Raw genomic sequence first — 14,653 nt, 5'->3', positions numbered from 1 at the left:
CGATCGCTCCGGTCGGGGGGTCGGGATGGAACGAATCTTCATGGATTCCCCGTCTGTCGGGAACCAGCTTGTCGAGACGTAGTCAGGAAGTCCTTGTCGTGGCCTGCACGGTTCTTGTCCGTTCTCGCACGGCCTCGCCGTGATGATGGCTTCGGTACTCTCCGGGGGGCATGCCGTACGCGGATCGAAAGACGCGGCTGAAGTTGGCTCCGTCCTTGAAACCCCACTGGGTCGCGATGGCCAGGACCGGACGGGAACGCAGGGCGGGGTCGGCCAGATCGCGCCTGCAGCGCTCGAGCCGACTCCTGCGGATCCAATCGGCCACCGTGAGGCCCTGATCCTGAAAGAGCTTGTAGAGGTAGCGCGTGGAGATTTGGTGAGCTGCGGCAATGGTGTCCGGCGAGAGGTCGGGGTCGCCGAGGTGTACCCGAATGAACGCGTGAACCTGTGCTTGTATCGCCCTTCGATGTGTCTCCGGCGGCAAGGTGTCCTTGGATTCCAGCTCGTGTGCGCACAGAGCGGCGGACAGGTCGATGGTGATGGCCGCCAGGCGAGCGGCGTCCGCGGGGGTATAGCCGGCAGCGTTCGCGACGAGCTGGTCGAGATGGCCGGCGAGTAGCGCGCCGAGCCCGTCCCGACTCGCCACGGGAGCTGCAAGGAGCGGGCCGAGAGCCTCCGCTCGGACGGGGAACAGCTTTCTGGGTACCTGCAGGATCAGGCAGCCGGCGACCGTCCCGTCTCCGGCGGTCGCCCAGGCGGTAAAGGGTCGCGAGGTGTCGTAGTAGACCAACGTCTTCGAGGTCAGCACTGTCTCACGACCCGCCTGGGCGACTCCTATTTGTCCGAGCCGAGGGAACACGAAGTAATAGATGCCCGGGTCCGACCGTCGGATCAGTTTCGAGGTCCGCGTCACGTGCAGTGGACTGTACGTCAGTGTCGATATCTGCACGGAGCCGAGATCGAGAAGGCGTATCGAGCCCCGGAAGTCGTCCTGATGGTCGGTGTGAATCAACGTCGGCAGATGAGACTTGGTTCCGGTGTCGTACCAACTTGCCCAGCGGTCCTGCCTCGGTAAAACATCGGTCGTGAACGTAACTTCGATCATCACCTCTCCATTCGGTCCGCCGTTTTTCTCGGCGCAACGTCCCTTTCAGGGCGCAACGTTGCTCTCCCGGAGCAGCTTGCGGGCGCCGCGTGCCCATTTTGGAGTGGCCGCTGAGCGGTCGCCTTGTACGAAAGCGCACTCTGCGACCGTGGACGCGCCGGTACAGGGCGGCGGTTGGCGGACCACCCGGTCCACGCCCGCGGGCCGGGCCGAGTTCACCGCGCCGCCGAACACGGCCCGGGTCGCCCGCGTCGTACGTAATGCGCTGGGGGCTTCCGGGCGTGAGGGAACCGGCCCACGCGTACCGGTCGACTGACCATGGTCGGCGATTCGCTCGTGGTGGCACGGTGCGTCCCGACCGCTCGGTCGTGCGTGTACCGGCACGCGGGATGGCGGCGGCCTCCCGGTCGATCGGGGCGGGCCGGTCCCTCGTGTGTCCACGCCTTCGCGCCGTCGCGCATGGTTCCGGGCGCACCGGCTGGTCCGGACGGGTGAGATGTGGTGTCGCGCGGTAGGGGTCCGTTTCCCCTGCGGGGGTGCGAAGTTGGCGGGGTCGGCGCGTCGCGCCGGCGCCACGCCGGGGATTCGGATGGTTGACAGCGGATTTTCCCGCGACTCATGCTGAGGGCCATCCGCCAAGTTGGGATTGTCGCCGGCCGGTTTCGAACCTCTCGTCCAGCAAGCGTGAGTTCGGCATGCCTGCCGCACCGTCACCGCGAACGTCGATGATCGGGTGTGAGGGCCGAATGGTGAGCACGAAGCTGGACGAGCCGCTGTCGGCACGGGTACGCGCGCTGGAGTACGCCGCTTCGCACGGCCGGGAGGGGGCGGACGCGGGCCTGGACCCGGACACGGAATTCGCCCGGCTGGAGCGCATCAAGGTCTCCGTCCGCTTCACCGGGGACCTCGCGACGATCGAGAACGCGGGCCTGTGGACCGAGTTCCGGTCCGAGCGGGTCGCGATCGGCACGATCGCCGCCGGCGATCTGGCGCGGGTGGCCGCGCTCGCCAACGTCGTCGCGATCCAGAGCAATCGGCAGTCGCGACCGCTGAGACCCACGGGCGAATCGATCCCGGGGGACGACCTGGTCGACCCGGCCGACCCGGTGCACGCCTTCGCGCCGACGCTCACCGGCCGGGGTGTGGTCGTCGGCATCATCGACTCGGGCATCGACATCTTTCATCCGGCCTTTCGCCGGCTCGACGGGACCACTCGAATCGCCTCGCTGCTGGACCTGACACTCCATCAAACACTGGCGGCGGAGGGAAACCCGACGGGAGGCACGCTCATCCTGGCGTGGAAGCCGCCGGGCACGGTGCCGGATCAAAAGACTGCGATCCTTTCCCTTCCGCTGACCGCCGCCACCCTGCAGACCGCCTTCAACGGGTTCGCCGGGATCAACCCCGGCGATGTCACCATCACCGGCGGTCCGCTCCCGGCGACCCCGATCGAGATCGACTTCGGCGGGCGGTACGACGGCACGATCTTCGACACCACGCAGATCCAGGCGATCCGCATCGGGACGGCGCTCACCGGAGGAACCAAGCCCAAGCTCGTCGTCCAGCGCGGCCGGATCTTCACCAGGGATCAGATCAACACCGCCTTGGCCGCGACCCCGCCCGCGCCTTTCGTCTCCCGTGACTGGGCGAAGCACGGAACCATCACGGCGGGCATCGCGGCGGGATTCGGCCTGCCCGGCTGTTGCAGTCCGAAACGGACCGTCGGCATCGCGTACGACGCCGACCTCGTCGTTGTCCGTTCACCCTTCGGCGATGCGGAGAACACCCAGGGCATCAACCACATCCTCGAACAGCGGTGGCGTCCCGACGGAGCCCCCCTCAGACCTGTGGTGGTGAACATGAGCTTCGGCACTGGTGACACCGCGCACGACGGCACCGCCAACTTCGACACGGTGCTCGACGACGCGCTCGCCGGCTCGACGAAGAGGTCGTTCGTGGTCGCCGCCGGGAACGACGGAGAACTGCATCTTCCGCCGCCCCCCGGCGCACCACCACCGGTGCCGGCGCCGACGACGTTCGACGGCAGCGGGCTGCACGCGATGGGCTCGGTACCCGCGGGCCCGACGGGTGCCCCGGTGGCACTGACACTCGACATCGAACCCAACGATCGTGTCGCCGACGACCTCCACATCTGGTACTCCGGCCCCGGTCGACTCAGTTTCAACCTGACCGCGTCGCCTCTGGCCGGTGGCGGACCCCAGCCCGGCGTGGGGCAGTCGCTGCCGACACCCGTCAATCCCGGATCCAGCGTGGTGGCAACCCTCGGGACGGGAACGACGGCGCACCGCGTGTCCGTCAACTCCGTTCTGAGAGATGAACTCAGCGGCAAACGGCATATCTCGGTCACCATCAACCCGCCCGCCAACGGGCCGATCACCCAGGGGCCCTGGCTGATCACATTGCGCGAAACCCAGGGCACCGAAACACCGTTCGACTGCTGGATCATCCAGACCATCGCGGACACACCCGCGCGTTTCACCTTCGGGGATCAAAACCCCACCCGAACCATTTTGAGTCCGGGCAGCGCCCGACTTCCCCTCACCGTGGGGGCGTACGACCCCACGGACAACACACTCGCGAAATTCTCGAGCCGCGGACCGACCGCCGATCTCCGGCTCAAGCCGGAAGTGTGCGCTCCCGGAAAGGGCATCATCTCGGCCAACGCCGAAGCCCAGCCGCCGAACCTGCTCAAAGCGGTCGACGGGACGAGCGCCGCCGCACCGTACGTCACCGGCGTCATCGCGCTGATGTTCGAGGCGAACAACAACCTCGACCATCTCACCATCGTCAAACACCTGATCGAGACCCGCGACGAGCCGGTCCCGCCGACGCCTCCCACACAGTTGGACAGCGGTTGGGGCTACGGTCGGGTCAACGCCGAGAAAGCGATCCTGGCCGCGATGCCGACCACGCTCGCGAAGGAGCACGCCGCCGCGGGGGAACCGCTCGTCCTGCCCTCCGCCGCCTATCCCGCCGCGCACGTGCCCGTGGTCACGCGCGTACACGAGGTCCTCGATCGGCTGGCCACCACCCCGACGGGCCGCCGGGTCGCCGAATTGGCCGCCACGCACCACGAGGAGGTGCGACTGCTCGTCGAGGACGACCGGCGTGTCCTCGTGGCCTGGCATCGCATGCACGGTCCGCTGCTGCTGCGCCGGATGCTGCTCAGCGATCTCGCCCACGACGAGCCGGTACCGCGCACCCTCGGCGGGCAGTCGGTGGGCGACGGGTTGGCCCGCCTCCTCGACGAACTCGCCCGGGTCGGGTCGCCCGCGTTGCGCGAGGCGATCACCGAGCACCGCGATTTCCTGCTCGAACTGCCCGGAGCACGGCTGTCCGATCTCGACGAACGAGCGGGGTTGAGCTGACATGGCCGCCGGCACACTGGAGTTGCTCGCCCGGGAGCTCGCCAACGCGTTGCGTCCGCTGGAGCAGTGGCTCGCCGCGGACCGGCGGGAGGCGTTCTTCATCGAGTTGGGTCTGTGGCTGCCGGGCGGTCTGGGTGCCGCCTCGGGGGCGATCGGCACCGTGGCCATCCAGTCCGGCGGCCTGGGATCGATCGTCGCGCGCCTTGACGCGGCGATCGCGGCCGATGTCGGGGCACGGATCACCCTGGAGGGCGTCAGCCTCCTGGGGGCGGTGCGGCAGGTCCTCGACGCGATCACCGCGCTGACGCCCGCCCTGGACACCGCGGTGGTCGGCGGGGTCGGGCTGAGCGACGCACAGCGGGTACGGCTGCGCGCCGAAGTGCGGCAGGTGCCTCGCCGGTTGCTCGACCACGCGCTCCTGACCCACATCCAGGGCCGCAGTCGCAACGCGCTCGACGTGCTCTCGCTGCTCGGAATCGTCACGGACGTGCCGGGGGCCGTCGACCCCCGGGACCCCACCGTGTTGCAGGTCCGACGTCGCACCCTGCGGCTGGACCGCCTGCCCACCCTGTTCACCGCCCCGGGCGATCTCTTCGGCGACGTCTTCGATTTCGGTAAACCGTCGTTCGACGGCAGGGAGTTGTTCCGGCTGATCGCCGAGCATCTCGTCGCCCACGACCGCGACTTCACCTACGAGGCGCCGGCCGGTGGGCCGAAGGCACTGGACGCCTATGTGCTGCGGTTGGCCGTCGACCCGAGCGGTACCCCGCCGGCGCTGACCGCGCGCGTGGACGTGGCGGCGACCGAGGACTACCTCCGGTCGTACACCCCGAGCCCGCTGTGGAAGTTGGCCGTGGAGGCGCGCACCCGTTTCGAGCCGGGGCTCGAAGGGCACATCCGGCCGCCCTTGAGCATCGAACTCCGGCCGGCAACCGGGGGTTTGACCCTCGATGCCGGTCTCGGCACGACAGCGGAGCGCGCCGACGGCAAGCCCATCGTGCTGCTGGGCAAGTCGGGCGGCTCCCGGCTGGAGGTCCGCCGGCTCACCGCGGCGCTCGGCCTGAAGGCACAGGCCGCGCCCGGCGCCGCCACAACCGTCGAACCCACCGCGCACATCGACTTCGTGGACGCTCACGTCCTGATCGACCTCGCCGAGGGTGACGGCTTCATCGGCACGATCACCGGCGGCGGACGCGTCGAATCCGACTTCACGCTGCGCGCCCTGTGGTCGCCTTCGGACGGCCTGCGTCTGGAGGGCAGCGGTTCCCTCGACCTGGCCATCCCCACCCACCTCGAACTGGGCCCGGTCGAGGTCACCACCTTGTACCTGAGCGTGGGCGTGGGTGCCGACGGTTCGCTGCCGCTGGAGATCTCCACCGGGTTCACGGCGGAGCTGGGCCCGATCAAGGCGACGGTCGACCGGGTCGGCGTCATCGTCTCCGCGCGCTTTCGCGACGGCGGCAATCTCGGTCCCCTGGACATCGGCTTCGCGTTCAAGCCGCCCACCGGCATCGGGCTCTCCGTCGACGCGGGGGTCGTCGCCGGTGGGGGTTTCCTGTCCGTCGACTCCGCGCGAGGGGAGTATTCCGGCGCGCTCGAACTGAAGTTCGCCGGTTTCCTCGACCTCAAGGCGATCGGCCTGATCAGCACCCGGATGCCGGACGGCTCCGACGGGTTCTCGATGCTGATCGTGATCACCACCGAGTTCGGTGCCGGCGGCCTGCAACTGGGGTACGGCTTCACCCTGCTCGCCGTCGGCGGCCTGATCGGGCTCAACCGCGGCATGAACCTCACCGCGCTCGCCGAGGGGGTGCGCACCGGCCGGGTCGAATCGGTGATGTTCCCCAAGGACGTGGTGGCCAACGCCCCGCGCATCCTCAGCGATCTGCGCGCCTTCTTCCCGCCGGAGCAGGGCACGTTCCTGATCGGGCCGATGGCGAAGATCGGCTGGGGCACACCGACGCTGGTGAGCGTCTCGCTCGGTGTCGTGATCGAAATCCCGGGCAACCTGGCGGTCCTGGGTGTGCTCGAGTGCGCGCTGCCCACCGAGGAGCTCGCGCTCCTGGTCCTGAAGGTCGCGTTCATCGGCGCGTTCGAGTTCGACAAGTCGCGGTTGTGGTTCTTCGCGCAACTCTTCGAATCACGCATTCTCACCATGACCCTCGACGGCGGCATGGGCCTGCTCGTCGCCTGGGGCGACAACCCCGATCTGGTGTTGACCGTCGGCGGCTTCCACCCCGCGTTCAAGCCGCCGCCACTGCCGTTCCCGGTGCCCAAACGGCTGTCGATCGACATCCTCAACCGGCCCGGCGGCCTGATCCGGGTATCCGGCTACTTCGCCCTCACCAGCAACACCGCCCAGTTCGGTGCCGCCGCCGAACTACGGTTCGGTTTCTCGGACTTCGGGATCGAGGGGCATCTCGCGTTCGACGCGCTGTTCCGGTTCTCGCCGTTCGCGTTCGTCATCGAGATCGGCGCCGGTGTCTCGCTGAAGGCGTTCGGGGTCGGGGTCTTCGGGATCGACCTGCGGTTCCGCCTGGAGGGGCCGTCGCCGTGGCGGGCCCGCGGTCGCGGTTCGATCTCCCTGCTGCTCCTGGAGATCTCGGCCGACTTCGACATCGCCTGGGGCGAGGAACGCAACACGACGCTGCCGCCGATCGCGGTGCTGCCGCTCCTGGCGAGCGAGATCACCAAGGTCGAGGGCTGGCGGACCGTACTGCCCCCGGGCGGCGGCGACAGCCGGGTCACGCTGCGCACCCTGCCCGACACCGACCGGCTCGTGCTGCACCCGCGCGGTACGTTGTTCGTGCAGCAGCGGGCCATCCCGCTGAACGTGCGGATCGACCGCGTGGGTTCGCAGCGGCCGAGCGACGGCAAACGTTTCACGATCGCCCCCGCATCGGACAGTGGGCTCGTGCAACTGTCGGTCCCCGACGACAAGTTCGCGATGGCCCAGTTCCAGGACATGGACGACGCAGCGAAGTTGTCCGCCGCGTCGTATCAGGACCAGGACGCCGGTCTGGAGTTGAGCGCGGAGCGCGCGGCGCTCGCCTCCGCCCGGGTGGTCCGCCGCAGCACCCGCTACGAACTGCACATCTTCGACAGTCGAAAAAGCGGTGCCGCCGCAGTGCGGGCGCAGCGCACCGCCGCCGCGCCGGGATCCACCCGCCGCGAGCGCTTCCACAACGTCGGCAGCGCGATCTACGACCGGCTCCTGGAGGGCAACAGCACCAGTCGCTCGTCGCTGTCCCGGCGCGAGGCCCAGCAGCGCCAACCCTTCGCGGCCGAGGACACGGTCCGCATCACGGGGCAGCGGTACGCCGTCGCCTACCGGCGCGACAACCTCCAGGCGTTCCCGCCGACCTCCGACGTCGACCGGGGGGCGACGAGTTTCCGCAGCCTCGCGAGCGCGTCCGACGCGCTCGCGGAATGGGTCCACGCCGACCCGAGCCTGGCGAACACGCTGCATGTGATCCCGGTGTCCGAGGTGGCCGCGCCGCTGTCCACTCCCGGTACCTGGACGGAGGCGACCGCGCTGCCGGTGGCGGCATCGGGCCTGGAGGCGGTGCGTCCGGGCGGCGGCGCCGTGTTCGTGGCCGGCGGCGCCGACGGCGGCGGTAAGGCGATCAAGGCAGCGGCCCTGTTCGATCCGGCCCACAAGAGCTGGAAAGCCGCCGCGGATCTGGCCGAGGCCCGCCGGGGGCACTCGACCACCGTGCTCGACGACGGCCGGGTCCTGGTGGTCGGCGGATGGGGTGCGGACGGGGCGCTGCTCGCGTCGGCCGAGATCTTCGATCCGATCGCCGGCACCTGGAGCCCGGCCGGAACGGGCCCCAAGACCGCCCGGGCGCGGCACTCGGCGACGCTGCTGAGCACCGGCTCGGTGCTCGTGGCCGGCGGCACCGGGGCCCGGGGCACCGAAAGCCGCGCGTTGTACTCGGCGGAGCTGTTCGACCCGCGCACCGGCGGGTGGTCCCCGGCGAAGCCGATGACCGACGCCCGTTCCGGCCACCGGGCCGCGGTGCTGTCCGGTGGCCGGGTCCTGGTCGTCGGCGGCGCGACGGCCACCGGCGGCCGGCCGAGGGGACTCGCGTTCTGCGAGCTGTACGATCCGGTCGCGGGCACCTGGTCGGTGGCCGCGAGCCTGAACACCCCGCGCAAGGGGCACCAGGCCACGGCCCTGGCCGACGGGTCCGTGCTGGTGACCGGGGGCGATGCGACCGAGGTCCCCGCGGCCGGCCGGTTCACGCTCGCCCCGCTCGCGTCGGCGGAGCGCTATGACCCGGGCACCAACACCTGGGCTCCGGCGGCGAACATGCCCGGGGGTGGGCGCAGCGGTCATCGAGCGCTGCTGCTGCGTTCGGGCCGGGTCCTGGTGTCGGGCGGCAGCGCCGGGCCGACCGTCGCCGCGGGTCTGCGCAACACGATCCTGTACGACCCCGTCAATCGCACCTGGACCTCCACCGGGGGGTTGGGCGGCGGCCGTACCGACTTCGCGGCGATCGAACTGGCGGACGGGCGGGTGCTGGCCGCGGGCGGTGTGGTGCTGGCCGGGCCGGCCGCACCCGCCGAAACCGCCGTCGTCACCGCCGGCACCGAGATCCTCACGCCATGACCCCGGCCACCACGAAGGGTTCGACCCCATGACCAGTCCCGCAGCCGCGGCCGTCGGAACGTGGACGAAGACCGGCGATCTGCCGGTGTCGGCCGCCTGGTACGGACAGTACGACAACGCCGTGCTGTTGAAGAACGACAAGGTGTTGCTGGTCGGCGGCATCGACGCCGCGTCGGTCGTGCTCACCAGGACCGCGGTCTACGAACCGACGGCCGCGACCTGGACGGCCGCGGTCCCGCTGCGCTTCCCGCGCCGGCAGCACACCGTGACCCGGCTCGACGACGGCAACGTCCTGGTCGCCGGCGGCACCAGCGGATCCTCGCGGCTGTCCCCCGGCCTGGCCGCCGCCGAGATCTACAACGTCGGCGACGGCACCTGGAAGGCCGTCGCCGACATGCGCGAGGCCCGCTGGGGACACAGCGCCGTTTTGTTGGCGGACAAGACGGTGCTGGTGGCGGGTGGTGTGGCGATCCGCTCCGGGGACTCGCTCAAGGCTGTGCGCTCGGCGGAGATCTACGATCCGCACGCCGACACATGGACCGACGCCGGGCCGATGGCCGACGCCCGATCCGGCCACTCGGCGGTGCTGCTCAAGGGTGGTCAGGTGCTGGTCTGCGGCGGCACCGCGCCGATCTCCGGAGCCGACGACGCGTCGTTGGCGTTCTGCGAGTTGTTCACCCCCGCCCAGGGCTGGGCGCCCACCGGGAGCATGCTCCGGCCGAGGAGCCGCCATCAGGCCGTCGCGGCGACCGACACGACCGTGCTGGCCTTCGGCGGCGCCACTCCGGGCATCCCCGGCGACGGCACGTTCGATCCGTTCCCCACCCTGACCACCGAGCGCTTCGACCTGGCGACGGGGAAGTGGACGGCCATGCCCGACACACCCGGCGGTCGCGGCTTCCACCGCGTGGTGCCGCTGGGTTCGCGCAAATTCCTGCTCGTCGGCGGCACCGCCGAGGTGCGCGACGGCGTCGGCTATCGCAGCGCGTTGATCTTCGACGACGCGGCCCGGACCTGGAGCGCCGCGACCGGACCGGCGATCGGCCGCTGGGCGTTCGCCGCCACCGCGCTGTCCGACGGCCGGGTCCTGATCACCGGTGGGACCGTGCGCGCCGGACTGGCCGCCGCCGACCCGAGTGTCGGCGAACTCACCGCGACCACCGAGGTGTTCGGGAGCGGTTCGTGACGGCGAACGCGTATTCCTTCCTGCCGTGGCTGCGCGGCGGGATCGCCACCCGGATCGCCGCCGATCCCACCGGCCCGGTCACCCGCGCCGAGATCCCGGTCAAGCTGCACCTGACCGCCGAGCCGATCGGCGGGCAACCGCCCGAGCGCTTCGTCGAGCAGAAGGTCCAGCTGTACGGGCCCGGTGACATCGTCGGCATCGATCCACGGGTCGTCTCGCGGACCGAGCCGCGCGCGTGGGTCACCAACGCCGAACCCAACTACCTGGCGCACATCGAGTTCTACGACGAGGACTTCCCCTGGCAGTACAGCCCGCTGGCCCCCGAGGCGGACACCGGACGGCTGCGGCCGTGGCTCGCGCTGATCGTGCTGGCCGGACCGACGGACTCGGGTGAGGCGGGCGAGTTCACCGAGGGCGCGCTCCCCGGCCGGCCGCTGCCGTTCGTCACGGTCGCCGACCCGGCCGGCACCCTGCCGCCGCCCGAGCAACTCGGGGCGTGGGCACACGTGCACGTCGACGGCGAGCTCGACGCTCCGATCGTCTCGGAGAACATGTCCGCGGCGCTGTCCGCGCTACGCGGGGTGCTCGGCACCCGGCCGGACCGGGCCTGCTCCCGCCTGATCTGTCCACGCCACCTGCTGCCGAACACCGGATACCACGCCTTCCTGGTGCCCGCGTTCGAGACCGGACGCCTGGCCGGACTGGGCCTGGACCCGTCGGCCGCGCCGACGGCGGCCCACCCCGCCTGGGGAACGGACTATCCCCACCGCCAGTCACCCGGACAACTGCCCTATTACCACCGGTGGTTCTTCGGCACCGGCAGCGCGGGCGACTTCGAGTACCTGGTCCGCCTGCTGCAACCCGGGCACGCCGACGAGCGTGTGGGGCGGCGCGACGTCGACGTGCGGCGCCCGCCGGGTCCCGGGCTGCCCGGGATCACCACGCCCGCCGAACTCGGCGGCGTCCTCAAACTCGGTGGGGCGCTGCGCGTCCCCGACCGCAAGCAGGACCTGTGGGACAACTGGGACGGTCGGTTTCCCCCTCCACCGCCCCCGCCTCCACCGCTGCCCCCGCCACCGGTTCCCCTGCCCTATCCGCACCCGTTCCAGCAGGCGCTCGCCAAGCTGGTCAACCTGGCCGACGACTACCTCGAACACGCGCCCGCGCTCGCGCACGCCCGGTCGGCCATCGCACCGGGCCCGCCGACCGCGGTCGCCATCGCCGAGGTCGACCCGGTGATCACACCTCCGCTGTACGGGCGTTGGCACGCGCGCACCACGCGGCTGTTGACCGGGCGCGACGGCACGCCGATCGCCGCGCCGGAGAACCGCAACTGGGTACACCGGCTCAACCTCGATCCGCGCTTTCGGATCGCCGCGAACTTCGGCACCCGGGTGGTGCAGACGCGGCAGGAGGAGTTCATGGCCGCGGCCTGGGCACAGGTGGGCGACGTACTCGCGGCCAACGACCGCATCCGGGCCGCGCAACTGGCCCGCGAGGTCGGCCGCGTGTTGCACGAAAAGCACCTGTCGTCGCCGAGCGCGCCGACCGAGCGGTCGGCCGCCGACTCGCTCCCCGTCCCCAGCGGCCGGGCATTGCGGCTGACCACGCCGACCGGCTCGCGGGTGACGACGCCCGAAACCACGGGAGCCGACGCGGCCGACGCGGGCCCGCTGGTCGCCGTCGAGTACAAGGTGGCGGGCAGCCGGATCTCGGCCGCGCCGGTTTCGCCGGCGATGCGGCGGATCACCCGCCTGGGATCGCGGTTGATGCGCACGCTGCCGTTCGACGGCGAGCGACCACCGCCGGACGCACTGTTGCCCAGGATGGACGACCCGGCCTCCGGGATCGTCGCGGCCGCACCGAAGAGCACGCCGGTCGCGGTTGTCACCCCGGCGAAACTGGCCGCCGTACTGCCCCCGCCGAGCCCTCCCCCGGCCGCGTCCACCCGGTCGTACCCGCCGGACCTTCTCGCATCGTCGGACCCCCTGGACAACCTGCCCACCAGCGCCGATTTCCTGATCAGCCTGCCCGGCGAAGGCGTGGTCCCGCACTCGGGCGGCACGGACAGCAAGGAGGCGGAGCGGTTCAAGATCGGAATCGGGGACCTGCATCGAGGCTTCGACACGGCCGCCGTCGGCGGGCGCGCACCCTCCCGCGATCCGCTGGGCGTGGTCCCGGTCGGCAATCGGGTGCTCGGCGCACTGCGCTCCGACGAGACCGTGCCCAGGCAGCTGTTGAGCGAGGTGAGCCTGCCGACGCGGCTGCGGCCGTTCGCCGAACGATTCATCGAGGCGATGGCGTATCCCGTCGTCGACCTGCCGATGTACCGAACGCTCCTGGACATGTCCGTCGACACGTTCGTGCCGAACCTGGGTCTGATCCCGCCGAACACGATCACCCTCCTGGCGACCGACCAGGAGTTCATCGAGGCCTTCATGGCCGGCCTCAACCACGAGATGGCCCGCGAGCTGCTGTGGCGCGAATACCCGACCGATCAACGCGGCACGCCCTTTCGCCAGTTCTGGGACCCGCGCGCGGAACTGCCCCGACCGGGCGAGACACCCGACGAGCGACGCGAACGCCTCTACGACATCACCCGCATGGACTCCTGGACGCCGGCGACGGTACTGGGCGGGCACGACAATCGTGATCTGGTCCAGGAGGAGGAGCTGGTCCTGGTCATCCGCGGCGAGTTGCTCAAGAAGTACCCGACGGCGGCCGTGTACGCGCACCGCGCGACCTGGGGGACGAACGACGACGGCGTCGTCGACCCGACCGTGGAACGTGTGCTCGCGCCGGTTCCGGACGACGAACACCCCTCCCCCGACCTGGTCAAGCTGCCGATCTACGAGGCCAAGGTCGAACCGGACATCACGCTGCTCGGCTTCGATCTGACGGCCGCTCAGGCCCGGGGGAACCCGCCCGGGGACGCGGGCTGGTTCTTCGTGATCAAGGAACGCCCGGGCGATCCCCGATTCGGCGCCGACGACGGCCCGGGCACCCCGATCGAGGTGTGGAACGACGTGTCCTGGCGGGACGTCGACCCGCACGACCGCGGCTTCGTCACCCTCGATCCGGCCGTGCAGTTCCCGCTCGTGACCTTCGACGGCTCCGAGGACGACCGGGAAAAGCGCGAACAGCGCCGCGAGGACGCGGCGTTGCCGCTGTGGCACTCGCGGCTGAGTTCCGCGGACGTCGCCTACATGCTCTTTCAGGCACCGGTACTGATCGCCGTACACGCACAGGAGATGCTGCTCGATGCTCGACCGGCTCAGTGACGACCTTCCGGTACTCCTCGGTCCCGTCCGACTGGAGACCTGCTTCACCTCCACCGAGCTGCTGATCCGGGTGTTCCCGGACGAATGGGCCGTCGATACCTTCGAACCCCTGCCCAGTGCGGCCGAGTTCGCCGCGTTGAGCGCCTATTGGACCGCGGTGTGGCGGGCCGCCGGCGACGCCGGCGGCGAAGGAGTGGCGTGGCACGAGTTCGTCGCCCGGGTCGCTCCCGGTCGCGCGACGTGGCTGCGCGGCGAACACCCGCCCACCAACCAGGCCGACAAACCCGCGAACGTGCCCGCCGACACCGTCGTGCTGGTGCTCATCGGCCCGACCGCCCCGGCCGCGGCCGACCGGCAACCCACGATCGCCTACTGGACCGCCGTGTGGCGGGCACACGGCGACCGCACCCGACTGCGCTCCGCCGACGCCGCGTTGCTGACCGCCGTCGGCCCCGTACGCGCCCAGGAGATCCGCAAAAGGCCCCCACCCGGAATCGACGCCGCGCCCACCGACCCCCGTGACAACGTCGTGCTGGCCTTCCCGGTGCTGCCGCGCCCCGCCCAAATCGCCGCCGACTCGTGGACCCGACCCGCCAAGGCACGCCTGCTGCCCGACCGGTTCGTCGCCCTCGGATACGTCGGCGAGACCCGGGTGTTCTCGGTCCCCGGCAAGCCGGTCCCCGACGAGTTGACGGTCGGCCCGGACCCGGGCACGAATACGGGCGAACAGCTCAGGGTGGACGAACGCACCGGCGTGCTGCGCGTACCACCGGCCCTGCGCTGGCTGACCGACTTCACCGCGGCCGTCGACGTGGGTATGGGCATCCGCGTCCCGCTCGACGAGCACAACCGCAACGGTGTCGACCGGCTGATCGTGCTGGGCCTGCGCGAACGCACCGACCCCCAGCAATCCGCCCGCGAACTGGGCGAGTTGATCACCCGGCAACTGCGCAGCCCGGCGGGCTACACCCTGCTGCCCCAGGGCACGCCCACGAACAACACCGGGCAGGCCCCCGCCGGCCAGGACACCCGCGAGGAGATCGACGCCGCCCTGCGCACGACCCTCGGGTACGCGGC

General features: G+C 70.7%; 5 protein-coding genes. 4 read left to right on the top strand and 1 reads right to left on the bottom strand.

The genetic code is table 11. The features are described 5' to 3' along the window. Positions 1 to 82: 82 nt before the first annotated feature. A complete protein-coding gene (locus tag ACWGR4_RS03670) occupies positions 83 to 1,105 on the bottom strand; it encodes an AraC-like ligand-binding domain-containing protein (protein WP_452128141.1) in 1,023 nt (340 codons plus the stop codon). A 746-nt stretch (positions 1,106 to 1,851) separates the two neighbouring features. On the opposite strand from ACWGR4_RS03670, the gene ACWGR4_RS03665 reads away from it, so the two are divergent. Genes ACWGR4_RS03665 through ACWGR4_RS03650 form a run of 4 tightly spaced genes read left to right on the top strand, consistent with a single transcriptional unit; the run spans position 1,852 to position 13,576 of the window. Continuing rightward, positions 1,852 to 4,494, top strand: coding sequence for a S8 family serine peptidase (locus ACWGR4_RS03665; RefSeq protein ID WP_452128142.1), 2,643 nt, complete (start codon positions 1,852 to 1,854; stop codon positions 4,492 to 4,494). 1 nt (position 4,495) lies between these two features. Beyond that, positions 4,496 to 9,109: a DUF6603 domain-containing protein gene (locus ACWGR4_RS03660; protein ID WP_452128143.1), complete on the top strand. Its 4,614-nt coding sequence runs from the start codon at positions 4,496 to 4,498 to the stop codon at positions 9,107 to 9,109. A 28-nt stretch (positions 9,110 to 9,137) separates the two neighbouring features. Next, positions 9,138 to 10,295, top strand: coding sequence for a Kelch repeat-containing protein (locus ACWGR4_RS03655; protein WP_380006065.1), 1,158 nt, complete (start codon positions 9,138 to 9,140; stop codon positions 10,293 to 10,295). After that, a complete protein-coding gene (locus ACWGR4_RS03650) occupies positions 10,292 to 13,576 on the top strand; it encodes a hypothetical protein (RefSeq protein WP_452128144.1) in 3,285 nt (1,094 codons plus the stop codon). The genes ACWGR4_RS03655 and ACWGR4_RS03650 overlap by 4 nt, the downstream gene beginning before the upstream one ends. The last annotated feature ends 1,077 nt before the right edge of the window (positions 13,577 to 14,653 follow it).

It is taken from the genome of Embleya sp. NPDC055664 (assembly GCF_053618075.1).
This window is presented reverse-complemented; position numbering and strand designations above follow the sequence as displayed.